The 20,345-nt window shown below is 67.3% G+C and carries 22 protein-coding genes and 1 other RNA gene; 19 read left to right on the top strand and 4 right to left on the bottom strand.

Annotated elements, in window-relative coordinates:
• Positions 1–42: 42 nt before the first annotated feature.
• The 6 genes from L2Y94_RS02550 to cydX all read left to right on the top strand — a co-directional run bounded on the left by L2Y94_RS02550 (position 43) and on the right by cydX (position 5,473).
• Positions 43–648 carry a hypothetical protein gene (locus L2Y94_RS02550; protein WP_247372925.1) on the top strand — a complete coding sequence of 202 codons (606 nt, stop codon included), beginning with the start codon at positions 43–45 and terminating at the stop codon, positions 646–648.
• Positions 649–750: 102 nt separating this feature from the next.
• Positions 751–2,076, top strand: a complete 1,326-nt coding sequence (gene pepQ / locus L2Y94_RS02545) for a Xaa-Pro dipeptidase (RefSeq protein WP_247372923.1) — start codon at positions 751–753, stop codon at positions 2,074–2,076.
• Positions 2,077–2,409: 333 nt separating this feature from the next.
• On the top strand, positions 2,410–2,628 hold the full coding sequence (gene cydP / locus L2Y94_RS02540; RefSeq protein ID WP_247372920.1) for a cytochrome oxidase putative small subunit CydP: 219 nt from the start codon (positions 2,410–2,412) through the stop codon (positions 2,626–2,628).
• Complete coding sequence (locus tag L2Y94_RS02535; protein ID WP_247375082.1) at positions 2,628–4,196, top strand: cytochrome ubiquinol oxidase subunit I; 1,569 nt, start codon at positions 2,628–2,630, stop codon at positions 4,194–4,196. Before cydP ends, L2Y94_RS02535 begins: the two co-directional genes overlap by 1 nt.
• 11 nt (positions 4,197–4,207) lie before the next feature.
• Complete coding sequence (gene cydB / locus L2Y94_RS02530; RefSeq protein ID WP_247372919.1) at positions 4,208–5,338, top strand: cytochrome d ubiquinol oxidase subunit II; 1,131 nt, start codon at positions 4,208–4,210, stop codon at positions 5,336–5,338.
• Between the two features lie 12 nt (positions 5,339–5,350).
• Positions 5,351–5,473 (top strand): cytochrome bd-I oxidase subunit CydX, encoded by a 123-nt coding sequence (cydX, locus tag L2Y94_RS02525; RefSeq protein ID WP_247372916.1) that lies wholly within the window; start codon positions 5,351–5,353, stop codon positions 5,471–5,473.
• A 98-nt stretch (positions 5,474–5,571) separates the two neighbouring features.
• Here cydX and L2Y94_RS02520 read toward each other — a convergent pair whose 3' ends face one another.
• Positions 5,572–6,822 (bottom strand): aminopeptidase P N-terminal domain-containing protein, encoded by a 1,251-nt coding sequence (locus L2Y94_RS02520; RefSeq protein WP_247375080.1) that lies wholly within the window; start codon positions 6,820–6,822, stop codon positions 5,572–5,574.
• A gap of 38 nt (positions 6,823–6,860) precedes the next feature.
• Complete coding sequence (locus L2Y94_RS02515) at positions 6,861–7,427, bottom strand: UPF0149 family protein (RefSeq protein ID WP_247372914.1); 567 nt, start codon at positions 7,425–7,427, stop codon at positions 6,861–6,863.
• 72 nt (positions 7,428–7,499) lie between these two features.
• Here L2Y94_RS02515 and L2Y94_RS02510 point away from each other — a divergent pair, with 72 nt between their 5' ends.
• From L2Y94_RS02510 to L2Y94_RS02455, 12 genes are all read left to right on the top strand, one after another.
• Positions 7,500–7,724, top strand: a complete 225-nt coding sequence (locus L2Y94_RS02510) for a TIGR02449 family protein (RefSeq protein ID WP_144913272.1) — start codon at positions 7,500–7,502, stop codon at positions 7,722–7,724.
• Positions 7,725–7,734: 10 nt separating this feature from the next.
• On the top strand, positions 7,735–8,043 hold the full coding sequence (locus tag L2Y94_RS02505; protein WP_247372912.1) for a cell division protein ZapA: 309 nt from the start codon (positions 7,735–7,737) through the stop codon (positions 8,041–8,043).
• Positions 8,044–8,050: 7 nt separating this feature from the next.
• Positions 8,051–8,233: non-coding RNA, 6S RNA (gene ssrS, locus L2Y94_RS02500), on the top strand.
• Positions 8,234–8,346: 113 nt separating this feature from the next.
• A complete protein-coding gene (locus L2Y94_RS02495) occupies positions 8,347–8,958 on the top strand; it encodes a 5-formyltetrahydrofolate cyclo-ligase (RefSeq protein WP_247372909.1) in 612 nt (203 codons plus the stop codon).
• A gap of 11 nt (positions 8,959–8,969) precedes the next feature.
• Positions 8,970–9,413, top strand: coding sequence for an EVE domain-containing protein (locus L2Y94_RS02490; RefSeq protein ID WP_425602424.1), 444 nt, complete (start codon positions 8,970–8,972; stop codon positions 9,411–9,413).
• Positions 9,410–10,066 carry a ribose-5-phosphate isomerase RpiA gene (rpiA, locus tag L2Y94_RS02485; protein WP_247372906.1) on the top strand — a complete coding sequence of 219 codons (657 nt, stop codon included), beginning with the start codon at positions 9,410–9,412 and terminating at the stop codon, positions 10,064–10,066. Before L2Y94_RS02490 ends, rpiA begins: the two co-directional genes overlap by 4 nt.
• Before the next feature lie 101 nt (positions 10,067–10,167).
• Positions 10,168–11,610 carry a DNA recombination protein RmuC gene (locus tag L2Y94_RS02480; RefSeq protein WP_247372904.1) on the top strand — a complete coding sequence of 481 codons (1,443 nt, stop codon included), beginning with the start codon at positions 10,168–10,170 and terminating at the stop codon, positions 11,608–11,610.
• A gap of 162 nt (positions 11,611–11,772) precedes the next feature.
• On the top strand, positions 11,773–12,369 hold the full coding sequence (folE, locus tag L2Y94_RS02475; protein WP_144913258.1) for a GTP cyclohydrolase I FolE: 597 nt from the start codon (positions 11,773–11,775) through the stop codon (positions 12,367–12,369).
• A gap of 2 nt (positions 12,370–12,371) precedes the next feature.
• Positions 12,372–13,682 carry a hypothetical protein gene (locus tag L2Y94_RS02470; RefSeq protein ID WP_247372902.1) on the top strand — a complete coding sequence of 437 codons (1,311 nt, stop codon included), beginning with the start codon at positions 12,372–12,374 and terminating at the stop codon, positions 13,680–13,682.
• Complete coding sequence (locus L2Y94_RS02465; protein ID WP_247372900.1) at positions 13,675–14,406, top strand: hypothetical protein; 732 nt, start codon at positions 13,675–13,677, stop codon at positions 14,404–14,406. The genes L2Y94_RS02470 and L2Y94_RS02465 overlap by 8 nt, the downstream gene beginning before the upstream one ends.
• Complete coding sequence (locus L2Y94_RS02460) at positions 14,399–17,191, top strand: AAA family ATPase (RefSeq protein WP_247372898.1); 2,793 nt, start codon at positions 14,399–14,401, stop codon at positions 17,189–17,191. Before L2Y94_RS02465 ends, L2Y94_RS02460 begins: the two co-directional genes overlap by 8 nt.
• Complete coding sequence (locus L2Y94_RS02455) at positions 17,191–18,408, top strand: hypothetical protein (RefSeq protein ID WP_247372896.1); 1,218 nt, start codon at positions 17,191–17,193, stop codon at positions 18,406–18,408. Before L2Y94_RS02460 ends, L2Y94_RS02455 begins: the two co-directional genes overlap by 1 nt.
• Here the strand turns inward: L2Y94_RS02455 and L2Y94_RS02450 are convergent.
• Together L2Y94_RS02450 and cysK are read right to left on the bottom strand one after the other, a co-directional pair.
• Complete coding sequence (locus tag L2Y94_RS02450) at positions 18,402–18,743, bottom strand: hypothetical protein (protein WP_247372894.1); 342 nt, start codon at positions 18,741–18,743, stop codon at positions 18,402–18,404. The genes L2Y94_RS02455 and L2Y94_RS02450 overlap by 7 nt on opposite strands.
• Before the next feature lie 168 nt (positions 18,744–18,911).
• On the bottom strand, positions 18,912–19,868 hold the full coding sequence (gene cysK / locus L2Y94_RS02445; protein ID WP_247372892.1) for a cysteine synthase A: 957 nt from the start codon (positions 19,866–19,868) through the stop codon (positions 18,912–18,914).
• 90 nt (positions 19,869–19,958) lie between these two features.
• Here cysK and L2Y94_RS02440 point away from each other — a divergent pair, with 90 nt between their 5' ends.
• Positions 19,959–20,282, top strand: coding sequence for an EF-hand domain-containing protein (locus L2Y94_RS02440; RefSeq protein ID WP_247372891.1), 324 nt, complete (start codon positions 19,959–19,961; stop codon positions 20,280–20,282).
• Positions 20,283–20,345: the final 63 nt, after the last annotated feature.

The raw sequence follows: 20,345 nt of genomic DNA, 5'->3' as shown, positions 1-20,345 counted from the left end.
ATGCTTTACGACCTGCCGCACCGAGGATCACCATCCGTCCTCATGAGCGACGCCACCACGATCCTGGTCGATTCCCGCCTCGAGCGCGACGACGCCGCTGCCGCCGCCACGGCCCTCTACCTGCGCCTGGTCGGCGACGGCACCATCGGCCCGCACGCGCACGGCGCCGAGGCACGCTTCCGCGTGACCGACGAACAGCTGCGCCACGACACCGGCGTCCTCGCCATCGGGCTGCACGCCAGCGGGCACCGCTGGGTCGATGGCCCCGACGGCTCGCATCTGGTGGAAGGCGGCCCCGAGAACGGCATCTTCAGTCGCTACGACCGCGGCTTCACCATCCGCTGCCCCGATTGCCGCGCCGAGCTCTCGCCCGGCGAAGAAGGCAGCGACGCCCTCGAGGAAGCGCTGGCGATCTGGTCCGACGGCTCGGATTCGGCTTACGTGGCCTGTCCCTCCTGCGCGAACTGGACACCCCTGGTGCAGTGGCGCTCGCCGAACCACGATTTCGCGGTGGGGCATTTCGCCATCACGTTGTATGGCGCGCACATGCTCAGCCTGACCGGCAGGGACGACCACCGGGCCACGCTGTTGCGCCATCGGCTGGGCGATCTCGCGGCGGATTACATGGTCGTCTTCGCAAGGGCCTGACCCTCGCGGCCTTTCGGCGGGCGGCTCGACCGGGGTTGGCGAAGGCCACGCATGGGCGCACCATTGGCGTTTCCCCGCACACCCCGATCCCGGAGAACACCGATGAACGACGCGCTGGCCGCGCTCTATCCCCAGCATCTCGCCACCCTGCGCGAGCGCACCGACACCGCGCTGGCGCGTGGCGGTTTCGACCATCTCGTGGTGCCGGCCGGCCGCCCGATCACGAAGTTCCTCGACGACCAGGATTACCCGTTCGTCGTGAACCCCCATTTCAAGCACTGGCTGCCGCTGACCGATGCCCCGGGGAGCTGGCTGGTGTACACGCCGGGCGAGAAGCCCAAGCTGGTATTCCTGCAGCCGCGCGATTACTGGCACGTGGTGCCCGAGGCGCCCACCGGCTACTGGGTGGATCACTTCGACATCGTGGTGGTGCGCAAGCCCGACGACGCCATCGCCGAGCTCCCCGCCATGCTCTCGCGCTGCGCCATCATCGGCGACGCCCACTGCGGCCTGAAGGACGTCTGCTCCAACAATCCGCCGGCGGTGGTCGACCACCTGCACTACCACCGCGCTTACAAGACGCCCTACGAGCTGGAACTGATGCGCGAGGCCAGCCGGCGCGGCACGCGCGGCCATCGCGCGGCCGAGAAGGCGTTCCGCGAGGGCGCGAGCGAGCTGGGCATCCACCAGGCCTACCTCGCCGCCGTCGGCCAGACCGACGCCGAGCTGCCGTACGCCAGCATCGTCTGCACGAACGAGCATGGCGCGGTGTTGCACTACACGAACTTCGACCGCGTCGCCCCGGCCGAGAGTCGTTCGTTCCTGATCGACGCGGGGGCCAGCGCCTCGGGCTACGCCAGCGACATCACGCGTACCTACGCGGGCAAGGACGCCGCCGAATTCCAGGCCCTGATCGACAGCGTGGATGCCGCCGAGCGTTCGTTCGTGGCGAAGGTGCGTGCGGGCCAGAGCTATCCGGAACTGCACGTGCACGCCCACCACGCGCTGGCCGGCGTGCTTCGCGAGCACGGCTTCATCCGCATGAGCCCCGAGAGCGCGGTGGAATCGGGCGTGTCGTCGGCATTCTTCCCGCACGGCCTGGGCCACGGCATCGGCATGCAGGTGCACGACGTCGCCGGTTTCCAGGCGTCGGAAACCGGCGGCACCATTCCCAAGCCCGAAGGCCACCCGTACCTGCGCCTCACCCGCACGCTGGAGCCGGGCATGGTGGTCACCATCGAGCCGGGCATCTATTTCATCGACATGCTGCTGGCCGAGCTGAAGGACAAGCCGTTCGCGGGCGATATCGACTGGGCCAGGGTGGACCGCTTCCGCAAGTACGGCGGCATCCGCATCGAGGACGACGTGGTGTGCACCACGGGCGAGCCGGAGAACCTGACGCGGGATGCGTTTGCGTTGTTGGGGTGAGAAAAGCCCAAAGCCGCTGGGTTCCTGCCTGCGAAGGAACGGCGAGCTGCCAGATGTGCGTGTTACGCGGTTCTTGACTCACGTCGTCCCTGCGCAGGCAGGGACCCAGCGCCTTGTGCCACGGACTGGCAGGCGAATCACCCGATCCACGGCGGTCGCCGAAACCGAGGTCAGACGCATTCACGCGGCGACCCGCTGAGCGTATGCTCGGCTGCGTCAGGGGAAAACCAAAGCATACGCGGTCAGCCCGTTGCGACAATCGGTCATGCCAGCCCCCGGGAAGGCAGAGCGTACGATGGCGACGGATTTTTCGGACTTGCCGGAATCGCACGTATGACGGACGTCGTCGCTTCACCCAAACGCCGCTGGCGCGACAAGCCGCTCAAGAGGCTCGCGGTCGAGCTCTCCTTCATCGTCGTCGCCAAGCTCGCCCTGCTCATGCTCATCTGGTACGTGGCCATCCGGCCGCTCCCGCGCGCGGACGTTTCGCCCGCGGGCGTCGACCGGATGCTCGCGCCCGCTTCCGCCTCCACCCAGGGAACCTCGCCATGATCGTCGACCCCGATGTCGTCGGCCTCTCGCGCCTGCAGTTCGCGCTGACCGCGCTCTATCACTTCCTGTTCGTCCCGCTCACGCTCGGCCTCGCCTTCATGCTCGCCATCATGGAAAGCGTGTACGTGATGACGCGGCGCGAGATATGGAAGCGCATGACCCAGTTCTGGGGCGTGCTGTTCGGCATCAACTTCGCCATGGGCGTCGCCACCGGCGTCACCATGGAATTCCAGTTCGGCACCAACTGGGCCTATTACTCGCACTACGTGGGCGACATCTTCGGCGCCCCGCTGGCCATCGAGGGGATGATGGCGTTCTTCCTCGAGGCCACGCTCGTGGGCGTGTTCTTCTTCGGCTGGGAACGCATCTCGCCGCTGAAGCACATGATCGCCACCTGGTTCCTCGCGCTGGCCACCAGCCTCTCGGCCCTTTGGATCCTCATCGCCAACGCATGGATGCAGAACCCCGTCGGCGCCGCGTTCAACGCGCAGACGATGCGCATGGAGGTCACCTCCTTCAGCGACGTGATCTTCAATCCCGTGGCGCAGTCGAAGTTCGTGCACACGGTGAGCGCCGGCTACACGATGGGTGCGATGTTCGTGCTCTCGATCAGTGCGTGGTACCTGCTGCGCGGGCGCAACATCGACTTCGCCAAGCGCTCGATGACGGTGGCCGCCAGCTTCGGCCTGGCCGCGTCGCTCTCGGTCGTGGTGCTCGGCGACGAGTCGGGTTACACCGTCTCGGAAAACCAGAAAATGAAGATGGCTTCGATCGAGGCGATGTGGGAGACCGAACCGGCGCCGGCCTCGTTCACGCTGTTCGGCCTTCCGGACGTGAAGAGCCACTCCACGCACGCGGCCGTGAAGATTCCCTGGGTCATGGGCCTGATGGGCACGCGCTCCATCGACCAGCCCATCCTCGGCATCGCCGACCTCGTCGACGAGGCGAAGGTGCGCATCGCCGACGGCATCAAGGCCTACGATGCGATGCTGGTGTTGCGTGAGAACCGCGACGACGCCCAGGCAAAGGCCATCCTCGCCACCCACGACAAGGACATGGGCTACGCGTTGCTGCTCAAGCGCTTCATCGACGATCCGCGCAAGGCCACCCCCGAGGACATCCAGAAGGCGGCCGACAGCACCATACCCAACGTGCCCGTGCTGTTCTGGTCGTTTCGCCTCATGGTCGCCTGCGGACTGTGGTTCATCGGCCTGTTCGCTTATGCGTTCTGGCGCGCCAGCAAGCGACGCCTCGAAGGACGCCGCTTCCTCAAGATGGCCCTGTGGAGCCTGCCGCTGCCCTGGGTGGCCGCGGAACTGGGCTGGATCGTCGCCGAATACGGCCGCCAGCCCTGGGCCATCGAGGGCGTGCTACCGACGGCCCTGGGAGCGTCTTCGCTTACCCCGGGCCAGGTATGGATATCGCTCGGCGGCTTCGTGCTGTTCTACACCGCGCTGGCGGTGGTCGACGGTTATCTGATGGTGAAGTTCGCGCGCAAGGGACCGGACGGCCTGGGCATGTGGCCGTCCCGCCCCGATGCGATTCCCGCCACGGCGCAGACGGCCTGAAGGAGCACGTCATGTTCGATTACGAAACCCTTCGCATCATCTGGTGGGCTCTCATCGGCGTACTGCTCTGCGGCTTCGCCATCATGGACGGCTTCGACTTCGGCGTGGCGGCCCTGCTCCGCGTGCTGGGTCGCGACGACCACGAACGCGTGGTGCTGCTGGAAACCATCGAACCCACCTGGGAAGGCAACCAGGTCTGGTTCGTACTCGGCGGCGGCGCGGTGTTCGCCGCGTGGCCGCTGCTCTACGCCGCGTCGTTCTCCGGGCTGTACGTGGCGATGTTCGTGCTGCTGGTGGCCTTCATCCTCCGCCCCGTGGGTTTCAACTTCCGCGAGAAGGTGCACGATGCGCGCTGGAAGACCGTGTGGGACTACGCGTTGGTGGCGTCGGGCCTCATCGTGATGCTGGTCTGCGGCGTGGCTTTCGGCAATCTCTTCCTCGGCCTGCCGTTCCGCTACGACGGCGACCTGCGGATGGCCTGGGAAGGTACTTTCTTCGGCCTGTTCCGGCCGTTCGCCCTGCTCTGTGGACTGGTGAGCCTCAGCATGCTGCTCACCCATGGCGCGTCGTGGGCGGCGATGAAGGCCGACCATGTCATCGCCGAGCGCGCGGTGCGCATCGCCCGCGTCGCCTCCCTCGCCTATCTCGTGCTGTTCGTGCTCGCGGGCATCTGGCTGGCCTACGGCATCCCCGGTTATGCGGTGGTCGGTCCCGTGGTGGCCGACGGCATCTCCAATCCCCTGGCCAAGCAGGTGGCGATCGGCAGCTCGTGGTTCGCGGGGTATCTGACCCACCCCGGATTCTGGCTGGCACCCGTGGTGGCCTTCGCCGGTGCGCTGGGCCTGCAGGCCACCATCGGACGGCGGGGTTTCGCCGGGTTCTTCTTCAGCTGCCTGACGGTGGCGGGGACGATCGTGTCGGCGGGCTTCGCGCTGTTTCCGTTCCTGATGCCCTCGTCGGCCGACCCCGCGTCGAGCCTGACGGTGTGGGACGCCTCGTCGAGCAAGGGCACCCTGCTGCTCATGCTCGGCGTCACCGTGTTCTTCATGCCGATCATCATCCTCTACACCGGCTGGGTCTACCGCGTGATGCGCGGCCGGGTCACCCTCGAACACGTGCGCAAATCGCACGGCATGTACTGAAGGAGCGCTGCCATGTGGTATTTCGCGTGGATTCTGGGTTTGGGGCTGGCGTGCAGCTTCGCGGTGCTCAATGCGATGTGGTACGAGGTGCATTCGGACGACGAGGCGCATCGGGCGAAGGACGACGTGACCTGATTGGTCGCGCTTCACGGGAATCGCGGACAGGGTCCGCTCCCACACTCCGGTAGCAAGCCTCCTACCGAAGGGTGGGAGCGGACCCTGTCCGCGATGTTCTAGCGCTCCAGCGCCGCGATGCTCTTGGGCACCACCGCCGTCATCACCTCCGGCGCTCCCTTGGTCACCGCCACATCGTCCTCGATGCGGATGCCGATGCCGCGCCAGCGCTCGTACACGCCGCGGTCGCCCGGCGGCACGTAGATGCCCGGCTCCACGGTGAGCACCATGCCTTCCTCCAGCACGCGCGGCTCGCCGTCGATGCGGTAGTCGCCCACGTCGTGCACGTCGAGCCCGAGCCAATGGCCGGTCTTGCTGGGGAAATACGCTTTGTACGCGCCATCGGCGATGGCCCGTTCCACGCCGCCGCCGATGAGGCCCAGCGCGCACAGGCCCGTGGCGATGACGCGCACCGCCGCGTCGTGCGCGTCGGCGAACGAGCGGCCCGGACGCACCGCGTCGATGGCGGCGAGCTGCGCCTCGAGCACGATGTCGTAGAGCGCGCGCTGCTCGTTCGTGAACCGACCGCCCACCGGGTACGTGCGGGTGATGTCGGAGGCGTAGCAATCGACCTCCGCGCCCGCGTCGACCAGCAGCAGTTCGCCGTCCTTGAGCGTGGCGCGGTTCCGCTGGTAATGCATGATGCAGGCGTTGGTGCCGGCGGCGACCGTCGGGGGGAACGCCGGCACCGCGCCACGGCCACGGATCGTGCGCAGGATTTCTCCCTCGATCTCGTACTCGGCCACGCCGGGCCGTGCCATGTGCATCGCGGCGAGATGCGCGGCACCGGCCACGTCGGCGGCCTGGCGCATCAGCACGAGTTCGTCGCGCGACTTGAACAGGCGCAGGTCGTGCAGCAGGTGGCCGAGGGCGACCAGGTCCTTCGGCACCACGCCGCCACCGCGCGCCGTGCGCAGGCGCCGCATCCAGCCGAGCAGGCGGGCGTCGAAATCGGGCTCCTGGCCGAAATGGCAGTACACCCGCGCGCGGCCCTCGATCATGCCGGGCAGGATGTCGTCGATGTCGTCGATGGGAAACGCGTCGTCGAGTTTCAGTTCGCGCACGGCGCGGTCGGTGCCCATGCGCTCGCCATCCCAGCGCTCGCGCTCGGCATCGCGTTCACGGCAGAACAACACCGTCTCACCGTGCGCGCGACCGGGTAACAGCGCAAGCACCGCCTCGGGCTCGTCGAAGCCGGTGAGATAGTGGAAATCGGAATCCTGGCGGTAAGGCCAGGGCGCGTCGGCGTTTCGCATCCGCTCGGGCGCGGCGGCGAGGATCAGCACGGCGTCCTCGCCGGCCATGCGCATCAGCTCACGGCGGCGGCGGCCGTATTCGGCGGGCGCGATCAATGCAGGGTGTCGCCGGCCGGTTCCTGGCGCTTCGCCATTTCGGCATGCAGGGTGAGGGCGCCCACGCGTACGTATTCTTCCAGTTCGGTCAGCGACGCCTCGTCGCCCTCGACGTCTTCGTCGAGTTCGGCTTCGGTCGAGGCGATGGTGGCCATGTCGCGCAGGATCTCGCGCGCGTCGGCGCTGAGGGCCTTGGCCGTTTCCGCGCTGCCGCCGAGACCGAAGCCACCGAGGAAGCCTCGCGTCCAGTCGGCCAGCCCCTCCACGCGCTCGTGAAGCGGGGCCTCCTCGTCGGGCACCCAGGGCATGAAGCTCAGCTCGGTATCGGCCAGCCAGGTTTCCGTCTGGTGACGCAGCCGCGTCAGCATGCCCTGCTCGTCGGCGTTGGGCGCCGGATCGGGTTCCAACTTGAGCGCATCGAGCACCGAATCGCCGGGAAACGAACCGCCCGCGCTGATGTAGCCCACGAGCGAGCCATGGAACTCGCTGACGCTGGTGGCGAGCTTGCACCGGCCGATGAGTTCGGCGATGTCTTCCGGATCGACGGTGGTGTTGGCCGGCATGACGCATACTCCTGGGGAATCGTCGGGATTCTAATGCACCCTGACGCCAAGTCCCCTGTTATAGTCCGCCCCATGACGACCCCGGACGCCTTCAAGAACGAACTGGAAGCCTTGAGCGCCACGCTCGACCGGCTCGTCGATACCGTTCGTCGCCTCACCGAGGAAAACCGCAGCCTGCGGCACAGCCAGGAGCAACTGGCCAACGAACGGGCAGGACTCATGGCCCGCAACGAACAGGCGCGTAGCCGTGTGGAAGCGATGATCCAGCGCCTGAAGGCGCTCGAGAACACGGGCTGAAACCTTTTTCATGAACGCCACGACCAGCGAACCGGTGTCCCTGCGCCTGCTCGATCGCGAGTTCCACATCGCCTGCGCGCCGGAGGAGCGGGCCGGCCTCGTGGCCGCGGCCCAGTTCCTCGACGGCAAGATGCGTGAACTGAAGTCGAACGCCAAGGTGCCGGGCTTCGACCGCATCGCGGTGCTCGCCGCCGTCAGCATCGCCCACGAGCTGCTCACCTTACGCAAGGATCAGGCCAGTCAGGAACAGGTGCTGACCGACGGACTGGCCGCCCTGCGCAGGAAGCTTGATGGTCTCGTCGACGCCTCGGTAAAATAGCGCCGGGCGTTCTCTGCGCTGTTCGCCAGCGCACTTTACATTTGCCTTGTTCCTACATACGACCCCGGGTCGACCTTACGTGACGGTTGCGCATGTCCGCCAAGTGCGGAAAGCCTTGAAGTCATGTGGTTCTCCCACCTGATCCTTTGGATCAAGGTCGTTTGGTGCGCAGCGGCAGTGCGGAGGACGTCTCTCCTTTTTCTGGCCGGCCGGTGACAGACCGGTCAGCGTTGGTCCCGCGGCACCGGGGGCAGCGGCTTGCCGGCGACCCTACCCGCCCGTGCCGCCCGGCAGAACGATCCCATGACCAAGCTCCCCGAGAGACGTGAACTGCGCGCCGACCTCGTCCAGCGCCGCCGTGAACTGAAACCCGCCGAGCGGGTCGCCGCGGCGCAGGGCCTCCGGACCTCGCTCGAACAGCTTCCCGAATTCCTCACCGACACCCACGTGGCCGGTTACTGGGCCACGGGCGGCGAGCTGCCGCTGAACCTCGCCATCGCCCCCCTGGCCGAGCGCGGCCAGACCTTCTACCTGCCCATCGTCACCAAGTCGGGCGGCAAGCGCCGGCTCACCTTCGCCCCGTGGACCACGGGTGAAGACGTGGAAAGCAACGAGCTGGGCATCCCCGAGCCCAAGGCCGCCCAGCGCATCGTCGAGGCCGACAAGCTCGACCTGGTGCTGGTGCCCCTGCTCGGCTTCGACCGCCGCGGCAACCGCCTCGGCTTCGGCGGCGGCTACTACGACCGCAGCTTCGAGTTCCTGCGCGGGCGCGAGCGCCCGGCCACGCCCCTGCTCGTGGGCGTGGGCTATGCCTTCCAGGAGATCGACGCGATCGAGACCGCCGAATGGGACATCCCGCTCGATTACGTCGCCACGGAGAAGGAGCTCATCGACTGCACGGGCGTGAAGGCGTGAAGTACTGGCTCATGAAATCCGAACCGGACGCCTTCTCCATCGACGACCTCGAACGCAAGGGCGTCGAACCGTGGGACGGCGTGCGCAACTACCAGGCGCGCAACTTCATGCGCGACGGCATGAAGGTCGGCGATAGGATTTTCTTCTACCACTCGAACACCGAGGTGCCCGGCATCGTGGGCATCGCCTCGGTGGCCTCGCCGGCCTATCCCGACGAGAGCCAGTTCAATCCGAAGTCGAAGTACTACGACGAGAAGAGCAGGCGCGAAGAACCGCGCTGGATGCTGGTCGACGTGAAATTCGAGCGCAAGCTCAAGCGCACCATCTCGCTCGACGAACTCAAGGGCCACGACGAACTGGCCGACATGCCGCTGGTGCGCAAGGGCAACCGTCTCTCCGTCATGCCGGTCGCCAAGGGCGACTGGGATTACATCCTGAAGCTGGAGAAAGTATGAGCCAGGACAACGAGAAGCGGCTTGCCGCCGAAACCGCCGCCTTCAAATACGTGGGCAACGGCAGCTTCAAGGGCGGCATCATCGGCGTGGGTACGGGCTCGACGGTGAATTTCTTCATCGACGAACTGCCGCAGTACCGCGACCGCATCAAGGCCTGCGTCTCCAGTTCCGAAGCCTCCAGCGAACGGCTGCGCAAGCTCGGCTTCGACGTCATGGACCTCAACGCGGCGGGTCGCCTCGACCTCTACGTCGACGGCGCCGACGAGTGCGATCCGAACAAGTGCCTGATCAAGGGCGGCGGCGCGGCGCTCACGCGCGAGAAGATCGTGGCCGCGGCGTCCGACACGTTCGTGTGCATCATCGACGCCACCAAGCAGGTACCGGTGCTGGGCACGTTTCCGCTGCCCATCGAGGTCATTCCGATGGCCCGCAGCCTCGTGGCGCGCGAGATCACGGCCATGGGCGGAACGCCCGTGTGGCGCGACGGCGTCGTCACCGACAACGGCAACTGGATCATCGACGTGCACGGCTGGCGCATCACCGACCCGGTGGCCCTCGAGGCCCAGCTCAACCAGATCGTGGGCATCGTCTGCGTGGGCTTGTTCGCCAAGCGCCGGGCGGATGTCGTGATCGTGGGCAATCGCGAGATCTGAGACATCGGGCGGCGAGATTGGCGTTCGCCGCGACCTGAATCGCGGACCCTGTCCGCGATAACCGGTTGCCTCGTGGCAACGGAACCGCTGACACTCCCCCCATGACCCTCGACACCCTTCTCCTCATCGCCCTGCTCGTGCTCGCCCTGGCCAGCGTGGGCCTGCTCCTGGCCCTGCTGGCCCGCGGCAAGCGCGACGACGGCAGCGCCGCCCGTCTCGACGCCCTGCGCGACGACTCCCGCCGCCTCGAAACCATGCTGCGCGAGGAACACCGTGCCGGGCGCGGCGAGCTGGGCGAGAGCTTCGGCCAGTTCCGCGGCCACGTGCAGGAACAGCTCCAGGCCGCTTCCGAGCGCCAGCAGGAGCGCATCGAAGGCTTCGCCCGCCGCCTCGACCAGCTCACCGAACGCACGGACAACGGCCTGCAATCGCTGCGCCAGGGCCTGGCCGACGACTCGCGCAAGACACGCGAGGAATCCGCCCTCACCCTCAAGCACTTCGGCGAACGGATCGACCAGCGCCTGGCCACCCTCACCGCCGACAACGAGAAGCGACTGGCCGATGTGCGCGGCACGCTGGAAACCCGCCTCGCCGCCATCCAGCAGGACAACGCCGCCAAGCTCGAGCAGATGCGCGCCACCGTGGACGAAAAGCTCCAGTCCACGCTGGAGACCCGCCTGGGCCAGTCGTTCCAGCTGGTGTCCGAGCGCCTGGAGGCCGTGCAGCGCGGCCTCGGCGAAATGCAGGCGCTGGCCGCCGGCGTGGGCGACCTGAAGCGCGTGCTGACCAACGTCAAGACCCGCGGCACCTTCGGCGAGGTGCAACTGGGCGCCCTGCTCGAACAGATCCTCATCGCCGAGCAGTACGCGTCCAACGTCGCCACCGTCCCCGGTTCGGCCGAGCGCGTGGAGTTCGCCATCCGCCTGCCCGGCACCGACGACGGCGAGCCGGTGTGGCTGCCGATCGACGCCAAGTATCCCGTCGAGGACTACCAGCGCCTGCTCGACGCCCAGGACGCAGCCGACGCCGAGGGCGTACTCGCCGCCGGCAAGGCCCTGGAGCTGCGCGTGCGCGAGGAAGCCAAGCGCATTCGCGGCAAATACGTGGCACCGCCGCACACCACCGATTTCGCCATCCTCTTCCTGCCCACCGAGGGCCTGTACGCCGAGGTGATCCGCCGGCCGGGCCTGTCCGACCAGCTCCAGCGCGAGCATCGCGTGACCGTGGCGGGTCCGACCACCCTCACCGCCCTGCTCAACAGCCTGCAGATGGGTTTCCGCACGCTGGCCATCGAGAAGCGCTCGTCGGAGGTCTGGCAGGTGCTGGGCGCGGTGAAGAACGAATTCGGCAAGTTCGGCACCGTGCTGGAAAAGACGCGCAAGCAGCTGGATACCGTGCGCAACAGCATCGACAGCGCCGGCGTGCGCACGCGGGCCATCGAGCGGCGCTTGCGCGGGGTCGAGACGCTGGGTGGGGAGGAGACGCAGCAGTTGCTGGAGCTGGGGGCCGAAGAAGGGGAACCCGAGGGCGAACCCGAGGACTGAGGCCGAAAGGCACTGGGCTCCTGCCTACGCAGGAGCGACGAGCGGCACCTTGAAACGGCCGTCGTTCCTGCGAAGGCAGGAGCCCAGCGTCTTTCGCCCCGCCCCACCGCCCCGCCCCCGCGTTACAATGCCCGTTTGCACCACTTCGAGGATTTGCGCCCCATGAGCGACGCCGACAAGCCCCGCCCGGTCACCCGCGAGCAGGCCGAGGAGGCCGTGCGCACCCTGCTGTTGTGGGCGGGCGAGGATCCGAAGCGCGAAGGTTTGCTCGACACCCCCAAGCGCGTGGTCAAGGCCTATTCCGACTGGTTCAAGGGATACGACGAGGATCCGGCCGAGTACCTGCGCCGCACCTTCGAGGAAGTGGCCGGCTACGACGAGATGATCGTGCTGCGCGACATCGAGTTCGAGAGCCATTGCGAACACCACATGGCGCCGATCATCGGTCGCGCCCACGTGGGCTACGTGCCCACCGACCGCGTCGTCGGCATCAGCAAGCTCGCCCGCGTGGTCGACGGTTTCGCCCGTCGCTTCCAGGTGCAGGAAAAGCTCACGGCGCAGATCGCGCATTGCATCGAAGATACCCTGCGCCCGCGCGGCGTCGGCGTGGTGATCGACGCCAGCCACGAGTGCATGACCACCCGTGGCGTGCACAAGCGCGGCGTGTCGATGATCACCAGCCAGATGCTCGGCAGCTTCCGCGAAGACCCGCGCACGCGCGGCGAATTCCTCCGCTTCGTCGGCGTCGACCGGCGTTGACGTTGAGCGGCCCGAACGACACTTCCTTCCACGACGAGCGCCTGCAGGATGTTTTCCGCGACGGCGTCGTCGCGGAAGACTTACCTTCGCTTTTTCCGCTGCTGCGCGGGCGCGGCCTGTTGCGCGCGTTTTCCGCCCTCTTCCACGGTAGCGAAACGCAGGTGCTCCTTCGCCTGCTGGTGCTTCGTACCATCGGCGCGCGCTCGCACGCCACGGAGTGGACGCCGCAGGAAATCCGCGACCAGCTCGCTTTCGTCGATCCGGTCAAGCTCGAAACCGTCGTCCAGCGCCTCAAGGATCACGACATCCTCGTCTACGACGGCGAAACCATGCGCTATCGCATCGGTCCCGTCGGTCGGAAGGCCCTGGGTGCGTTAGCCGCGATGCTGGAATTCGAGCGTGACGACGACGACGGCCTGGGCTACCTCACCGCCCAGCTCGCCGCCGGGCAGGCCGTGGGCCGCGTATCGGTGGACGAACTGGGCCACCTGCTCTCGCGCCTGACGGAACTGAAGGAAGACTTCGACCGCGCCGTACTCTCCGGCTCCGAGCATCGCATCCGTCGTGCCGCCGAACGTCTCGAGTCGGTGTGGACATGGGTGGAAAAAGGTACCGAGGTGGTCGCGTCCATCACCCGCCAGGAAGAACTCGAGCCCGCCGCCCATCGTCTCGCCCAGGCGGTAGGCCGTGCGCAAAGCTCGCTGCTGCGCCAGGCGGGCGTGTTCCAGCGCGAACTCAACAAGATCGACCAACATCGCGTGCATCTGGGCCGCACCGGCTTGTCCTCTTCCGACCTCGTCGGCTGGCTGCGCGCGCAGGACATCGACACGCTGTCCGCCTTCGAAGACGGACAGCTGCTGCTGCCCCTGCCCGCCCCCTTCCTGCACGACCAGATCGCCCTGGACGTGGCCGAATACGAACTGCTCGAACGCGAACGCCTCGCCGCCGAGGTCACCACCCTGCCCAACGCGGAGGCGCCGCCGGAAACCGCGGAACTGCCCACCAGCGAGGAAGACCTTCGCTACCTGGAGGAGTGGCACGCGGAACTGGCCGCCCTCGTGGCCCCTCGCGAACTGTCCGAGACGCTCATCGGCGACGACTACGCGCTGTCTGCGTATCGCCTTTCGCTACTCGGACTCCTCGGCGACCCCGAATCCGCGGCGCTGGAAGGCGGCACCGCCGACCTCGCCCGACTGCCGCTCGCGCTCGAGATCGAGCCGCTGTTGATCGACCCCGACCTGCCCCACATCGCGCTCGTCAGCGCCGGACGCCTGCGTCCTCGCGATGGCGCGAAGGACACCACCGATGCATGACGATACCGCCAGCCTGGTCACCCGCCTGCTCGCCCAGCGATGGCTGCCGCGCGACGACGTGCAGGCGCGCAAGGCGCTGCTCGACGAAAGCTACCGCGAAGAACTCGATCGCCGCCTCGAAGCCGTGGGCCTTGAACTGCGAGAGCATCCCTACGCCGCCTATATCGGCCTGGCCGTATCGCGAAAGAGCGAACGCGCCGTCTTCGGCGGCAGCGACAGCTGGATTTCCAACACGATGCAGCTGGACCGCGACGGCGTGGCCCTGCTGGTGGTGATCTGGGCCCTGATCGTATTGCCCAAGCGCCAGCGGCAGGTGGAGCGCCAAGAGCTGGAAGCCGCCGCCTCGCAGACCCAGATGTTCGCCGAGGAAAAACCCATTCCCCGCGACCCCGCGATGGCGCCGGTCATCGCCGAGCGCACGCTGCTGGCCGATTTCGGCGAGAAACTCGGCGGGAAGATGCGCATCAACATCCTCTTGGGCACCTTGAGCCGCCTGGGATTCATCATCCGCAAGCGCGGCGACGGGCCGGACAGCCGCCTGATCGCCGAAGGCCCCCTGCTGGACCTCGCCTTCGATTACGAACGCACGGCCAGGCGCGTGCTCGACGGCGCGCTGGGCGACCTGCTGACCGAAGCGTCGGCGCGCGCGGCGAACGCACCCGCCGGCGAAGCCGGCGACGAGCTGATCGACGACACCGAGGTCGAGGACAACGACGATGTTTGATTTCCGCAGCCTCGAGGTCGTCCACTGGGACTACTGGCAGCGTTTCAGCCTGCCGCTGGACACCAACATCGTCACCGTCGTGGGCCCGAACGGTTCGGGCAAGACCACGCTGCTCGACGCCTTGCGCACGCTGCTCACCATCGATTGCGCAGGCAACCGCGACTACAAAAGCTACCTTCGCCACAACGGCCAGCCGTTCGCCTGGTTGCGTGCGCGAGTGGGCAACCTGCCGGGCCCGAACGGCGAACGCCCGTTCTTTCCCATCATGGATCGCGAGGTCACCCTCGCCTGCCGCATCCAGAAGAAGGGTGGCGAGTGGACGCGCCAGTATGCCGTGCTGGGTGGCGACGTCAGCGTCGAAGACATCGCCGAGCGCAACGACTTCCTCGGCTTGCGCGAATATCGCGTTCGCCTGGAGGGCGCCGGCCTGTCGCAAGCGATTCGCCGCGTGCTCACGCTCGAACAGGGCGCGACCGACAAGCTCTGCCAGTTGCCTCCCAAGCAGCTGCTCGACCTGGTCTTCGACGTGTTCGGCGACAAGACGGTCCTGGACGACTACCAGCGCGCGCGTAATGAGCAGACCGAAGCCGACCGCGAACTGCACGGATTGGAACAGCAACTCTCGCTGATCGGCATCAGCCTGCAGGAGGCCGAGGCGCGATCGCGCTCGTACCAGGAATGGGCCGCGCTCAAGGAAGAACGCGTATCGCTCGTGGCGGATATCCAGCCACGCATCGAACTGGCCGAAATCGCGGCCAGCATCCGCGGCGCGCGTCCGGCGCTCAACGGTTTCAAGCGCCGCGTGGCGGAACTGAAGCGTCAGGACGCGGACATCACCCTGCAGTTGCAGACGCTCGACGCCACGGGCGAGCAGCTGCGCATCGAACAGAACGACGCCGACGCCGCGCGCCAGACCACGCAGAAAAGCCTCGATGCCGCACGCGCCGCGCTCGCCCAGAACGACCTGATCATCAACCAGGAAAACCGCCTCCGCCAAACCGTGGCGGCGCAGGACGGCGCCGACCACGAGCAACTCGCCACCATCGCGCGCGACGCTCGCGCGCGGTTGCGCGTCCTGCAGGACGAGGAAGGCACGCTTCGCCAGGAGCTGGGCACGCTCACCAGCAAGCTGTCCGCGTGGCGCAGCGGCCGCCGCTACACGCCCGACTTCGAGGCCGCTTTCCGTCGCGCATTGGACGACGCGGGCATTCGCCACGGCATGCTCAGCGAAACCGTCGAAATCACCCAGCCACGCTGGCAGGCGGCCGTCGAAGCCGTGCTCGCGGGCTATCGCCACGTAGTGCTGCTCGACGACCCGCGCGACCGCGAAAAAGCGTGGAAGCTCGGCGAATCGATGCGCTACAAGCACTTCGTGGTCGCCGACCGCGAGCCTGCCGGCAGGCCGACGCCCGGCTCGCTCCTTGAAGTGGTCGAGTTCTCCTCCGCCGCCCCCGACTGGCTGCTGCGCAACCTCGACCGCATCCGACGCGTGGACGACATCGCCGAAGGATCGAAGCTCGGCCGCGACCAGGACTGGATCACCCCGCAGGGTTATTTCCGCGAACGTCGCGGTGGCCGTCATCTCGGCGTGGACGACATGTATTTCGGCGCGGCGGCCCGCGAACGCCAGTTGCGCGACGGCGAAGCGCGCCTGCGCGATATCGAGGAGCGCCTTCGCGCCCTTGCCGATGAGCGCAAGACCGCGTCGGCCCAGGCCAGCGACGCCGAGAGCATCCTGCGCGGCGCCAACGCCAGCAGCCAGTTGGCCGACCGTGCGGACGAATTCAACGAAGCGCGCGAGCAGCAGGCCCGATTGCAGGAGGACGTGCAGCGCACTGCCGACAGCCACGTCGCCGCCGAGCAACACTACGAGAGCGTGCGCGAGAAACGGACCAAGACCTCCAACGCCCGCGACCATGCCGCGCGTGAACAGGTCACCGTACGTCGCCAGCAGGTGGAGGCCGAACGACAGCATCACCACACCAGCGGTGAACAGCTGGAGCGCCTCAAGGCCTTCCGTGCCAAGCGGGTCCACGTGCCCCTGGCGAAACGTACGCGCGCCGCCATGGCCGCCTTGCGCGAGGATTTCCAGTCGTCGTCGGAGGTGCGCCGCGCCATCGAGCGAAACGAACGGCGCCTCGAGGAAGGCCATTGGGAAACCGATGCCAGCGTGCTGTCGCTTCGCGACAAGCTGGGCGCCGACCACGAGGGCCTGAAGGGCGATCTCGACAAGCGACGGATACACCTGGAACGCGCGAGTCGCATCACGCATGAAGCCCGCGGCGCGTACATCCAGGTATTGCGCAATACCGTGCGCCGCTACGCCAAGAACCTCAAGATCCTGGCCGAATTGGCGGGCATCGGCGTCGACGTCGACCTGCCCGAGCTGACCAACGACGATCTCGCGCTGGCCTCGGCCGCTCTCCACGTGCGTTTTGAATTCGACAAGAAGGGCTGGATCGGGATGGACGACGGCGAGGCGTCGGGCGGACAGCAGGTGATGAAGTCGCTCTTGCTGCTCGTGGCGTTGATGCGCGACGAGGATCGCCCGGGCGGTTTCGTCTTCATCGACGAACCGTTCGCCCACCTGGACATCTTCAACATCGATAAGGTCGGCGCGTTCCTCAAATCCACCCGCGCGCAGTACATCCTTACCACCCCCGCCACGCACAACGTGAACGTGTTCCAGCCGTCGGATCTCACCCTGGTGACCAGCAAGCGGCGGCCCGGTGCCCAGTGGGCGCAACCCCTGGCCGTCCTGCGGCGTAAGGCCGAGGTGGCGTGATGGCGAAGGCGGCCGACCGAATATGGGGGCCGCCCGACGCCGACGGCATCCGCGCCAGCTACGACTCCCCGAGCCGCCTCGGGCGTCTGCGGCGCGCAGCGGCCGGTGACCTACGTGTCGACACGCTGCTCGGTGAACATCGCGCGCTGGTGGTCGACCTGCTGCGCGTCGGTGGCGATACCGTCAAGGGCAGGACGTTATTCGCCAAGGCGGGGAATGCGCGCCATGTCGCCATCGCCGCCGCTGAATACCTTCTGGTCCATGGCTGGATCGAACTGCGCGAAAAACGCAGGGGCAGCGTGTGGGAGATCACCGCCTTACGCTGGTTTCAAGCCGACGAACTGCGTGGCGCATTGAACCTGCCGCGTCGCGATGCCGAGGCTGGCCGACGCGCCGATGCCATGGCGACCGCACCGCGCGACGAAAGGCTTCGTACCCTGCATGACAGCCTGCGCACGCTCGCCATGCGTACCCTGCTCCGTCGCGCGACACTCGTGGCGCAGCTTGATCGATGGTGTGCGGAACAGCGCGTCGGCAGCCGCAACGCCTTTGCGCAGTTCGCCCTGGACGATACCCACGGCATGACCTCCGCCGACTGGCATTGGTTGGACCGCCACGTCGACCTGGAAGCGCTGGGCGTTTCCCCGCATACCCCGGGGCTGCTGCTTCGGGCGCCGCTGCGTCTGATCGTCGACGGAGGCGGCCAGTTCGACCTGGCCGCCATTCCCGACATGATCGCCCTTAGCCCACTGACGCTGGCCCGCATGTGTGGCGCCGAAGGCTCTCCCATCGCCTGGTTGCTCGTGGAAAACCGGACGAGCTTCGAAGACGTCGCCAGGAAAGTCGGCGACCGATACGCGGTCGTCTGGATGCCTGGTTACGTACCCGAATGGTGGCTCGACGCCATGCGGCACCTGGTATCGCTCGTGCCGCTACCCGCGCTCATCGCGGCGGACCCCGATCCGGCCGGCATCGAGATCGCCCTGCGCGCTTCGATACCGTGGGGATCGGACTGGAAGCCGCTCGCGATGTCACCCCAAGCCCTGGCGGCGACAGGGCGGGGCAAGGGCATGACCGATCACGACCATGCGATCCTGGCCCGCCTGTCACGCCTCGAACTGGATGCGACACTTGCGTCGCTGGCCGAGGCGCTTTCCCGGCGAGGACGCAAGGGAGAGCAGGAGGCCCTCGACCTGACCGACTGGCTGGATCAGTAGAGGCCGGTTTCGCCGGGCACCACCGCCTCGTCGTTGGCGGCGGCAGGTTCGTGGTGGAACGGATCATGTTCATCACGCTGCGGCGCTGGCTCCGGACGGCGACGCACCAGCAGCCAGGTGGCGGTAATCGCCGCGACGCCGAGGCCGACCGCCAACGCCGTGCGCGGATGGCGTTTCACCTGTCGGCCGGCGCGCAGCGCGGCCATGCCGGCGTCGCCGACATATTGACGAGCCGCACCGGTGAATTCACGGGTGCGGTCGTGGGTCATCGCGCCGGTCATGCGCTGCGAGCGACCGGCGATCTGATGGGTGAGGCTTTTTCGAAAAAGGGTCATGATCGGTCTCCTCGGACACTGGAGGACACCGTGACGCGTGGCGCGTGACGGGAATGCGTGGGAGTCGTTCCCTTGTCGTCATCGCCCTGCAGGATTCGCTTCCACCCTCCGGTGAAAAGGCTGCTACCGATGGGTGGGAGCGGACCCTGTCCGCGATGGGTGCTCGCCTCAGCCCAGCGTCGCCAGCCACTCGTCGTCCGATCCCTCGTTCACCCCCTCGAACAGGAAGGTCGACAGGTACCGTTCGCCCGTGTCGGGCAACATCGCCAGGATCACGCTGCCCTGCTCCGCCGTCTTGGCGTAGTCGAGCGCGGCGGCGACCGTGGCGCCCGCCGAGACACCCACGAAGAGGCCTTCCTCGGCGGCCAGGCGGCGAGCGGTGTCGCGGGCGGTCACGTCGTCGACGGGCAGGTCCACGTCGAACACCTTGCGGTCGAGCACCTCGGGCACGAAATCGGGCGTCCAGCCCTGGATCTTGTGCGGCGTCCATTCCTTGCCCTCGAGCAGGGAGGCCACGGCAGGCTCGGCCACCACGATCTTCACTTCCGGGCGCGCCACCTTCAATACCTGGCCCACGCCGGTCAGCGTGCCACCGGTGCCCCAGCCCGTCACGAAGGCGTCGAGGCGACGACCGGCGAAGTCCTGGAGGATCTCGGCCGCCGTGGTGCTGCGGTGATAGGCCGGATTGGCCGGATTCCTGAACTGCTGCGGCAGGAACCAGCCGTGCTTTTTCGCCAGTTCCTCGGCGCGCCGGACCATGCCCGAGCCGCGCTCGGCGGCGGGCGTGAGGATCACCTTGGCGCCGTAGGCGCGCATGAGCTTGCGCCGCTCCACCGAGAAGGTTTCGGCCATCACCGCGACGAACGGGTACCCCTTGGCGGCGCAGACCATGGCCAGCGCCACGCCGGTATTGCCCGAGGTGGCCTCGACCACCGTGTCGCCGGGCTTGAGCAAGCCGCGTCGCTCGGCATCCAGGATGACGGCGATGGCGAGGCGGTCTTTCACCGAACCGCCGGGGTTGAACGATTCCACCTTCGCATAGAGCGACACGTGCGCGGGCGCGACGCGATTCAGGCGAACGATGGGCGTGCGGCCGATCGTTTCGAGGATGTTTTCATGGATCATGGGAGAGTCCCGTGGTCGACTGAAGAAACGGCTTCAAAGGTACTCCCACCCGTGCGCACACCACAAACCCCCGATGGACGTCCATACGCCATGCTGCTGTGTCTCATGGCCGTTACACCCGCCATCGCCCAGGATCTGCCGCGCACCCCGTCGGCGTACCTGGCTCGCTTCGATGCGAACGGCGACGGTCGCGTCGACGAAGCCGAGTACGTCCGTTACATGAGCCAGGGTTTCCTGCGCATGGACGTCAACGGCGACGGCGTGCTCGACGCCAACGACGGCCCGATGCGGCCGGGGCAGCATGCGGTGAAGCTGGAGACGTTCCAGCGTGACCTCATCGGGCAGTTCCATCGACTGGACGCGAACCACGACGGGTACCTGAGCGCGAAGGAACTGGCGCAACCGCCGCGGTGACGCGACTCGCTTCGCGGGAATCGCCGACCTGCTACCCTTCCGCCTTCCCTGGGGAGGGTCTCG

The sequence above is a fragment of the Luteibacter aegosomatis genome (assembly GCF_023078455.1).
GTDB lineage: Bacteria > Pseudomonadota > Gammaproteobacteria > Xanthomonadales > Rhodanobacteraceae > Luteibacter > Luteibacter aegosomatis.
Note: the sequence above shows the minus strand (reverse complement) of the source record. Positions and strands in the feature narration are given on the sequence as shown.

Excerpts from the sequence above, each read along its gene's own strand:
- L2Y94_RS02520 (WP_247375080.1), bottom strand. The coding sequence starts at position 6,822 with ATGCGCATGGCCGGCGAGGACGCCGTGCTGATCCTCGCCGCCGCGCCC.
- folE (WP_144913258.1), top strand. The coding sequence starts at position 11,773 with ATGAGCGACGCCGACAAGCCCCGCCCGGTCACCCGCGAGCAGGCCGAG.
- L2Y94_RS02480 (WP_247372904.1), top strand. The coding sequence starts at position 10,168 with ATGACCCTCGACACCCTTCTCCTCATCGCCCTGCTCGTGCTCGCCCTG.
- cydX (WP_247372916.1), top strand. The coding sequence starts at position 5,351 with ATGTGGTATTTCGCGTGGATTCTGGGTTTGGGGCTGGCGTGCAGCTTC.
- L2Y94_RS02550 (WP_247372925.1), top strand. The coding sequence starts at position 43 with ATGAGCGACGCCACCACGATCCTGGTCGATTCCCGCCTCGAGCGCGAC.
- L2Y94_RS02510 (WP_144913272.1), top strand. The coding sequence starts at position 7,500 with ATGACGACCCCGGACGCCTTCAAGAACGAACTGGAAGCCTTGAGCGCC.
- cydB (WP_247372919.1), top strand. The coding sequence starts at position 4,208 with ATGTTCGATTACGAAACCCTTCGCATCATCTGGTGGGCTCTCATCGGC.
- L2Y94_RS02440 (WP_247372891.1), top strand. The coding sequence starts at position 19,959 with ATGCTGCTGTGTCTCATGGCCGTTACACCCGCCATCGCCCAGGATCTG.
- L2Y94_RS02495 (WP_247372909.1), top strand. The coding sequence starts at position 8,347 with ATGACCAAGCTCCCCGAGAGACGTGAACTGCGCGCCGACCTCGTCCAG.
- cydP (WP_247372920.1), top strand. The coding sequence starts at position 2,410 with ATGACGGACGTCGTCGCTTCACCCAAACGCCGCTGGCGCGACAAGCCG.
- L2Y94_RS02455 (WP_247372896.1), top strand. The coding sequence starts at position 17,191 with ATGGCGAAGGCGGCCGACCGAATATGGGGGCCGCCCGACGCCGACGGC.
- cysK (WP_247372892.1), bottom strand. The coding sequence starts at position 19,868 with ATGATCCATGAAAACATCCTCGAAACGATCGGCCGCACGCCCATCGTT.
- L2Y94_RS02505 (WP_247372912.1), top strand. The coding sequence starts at position 7,735 with ATGAACGCCACGACCAGCGAACCGGTGTCCCTGCGCCTGCTCGATCGC.
- L2Y94_RS02450 (WP_247372894.1), bottom strand. The coding sequence starts at position 18,743 with ATGACCCTTTTTCGAAAAAGCCTCACCCATCAGATCGCCGGTCGCTCG.
- L2Y94_RS02460 (WP_247372898.1), top strand. The coding sequence starts at position 14,399 with ATGTTTGATTTCCGCAGCCTCGAGGTCGTCCACTGGGACTACTGGCAG.
- L2Y94_RS02465 (WP_247372900.1), top strand. The coding sequence starts at position 13,675 with ATGCATGACGATACCGCCAGCCTGGTCACCCGCCTGCTCGCCCAGCGA.
- rpiA (WP_247372906.1), top strand. The coding sequence starts at position 9,410 with ATGAGCCAGGACAACGAGAAGCGGCTTGCCGCCGAAACCGCCGCCTTC.
- L2Y94_RS02515 (WP_247372914.1), bottom strand. The coding sequence starts at position 7,427 with ATGCCGGCCAACACCACCGTCGATCCGGAAGACATCGCCGAACTCATC.
- L2Y94_RS02490 (WP_425602424.1), top strand. The coding sequence starts at position 8,970 with ATGAAATCCGAACCGGACGCCTTCTCCATCGACGACCTCGAACGCAAG.
- pepQ (WP_247372923.1), top strand. The coding sequence starts at position 751 with ATGAACGACGCGCTGGCCGCGCTCTATCCCCAGCATCTCGCCACCCTG.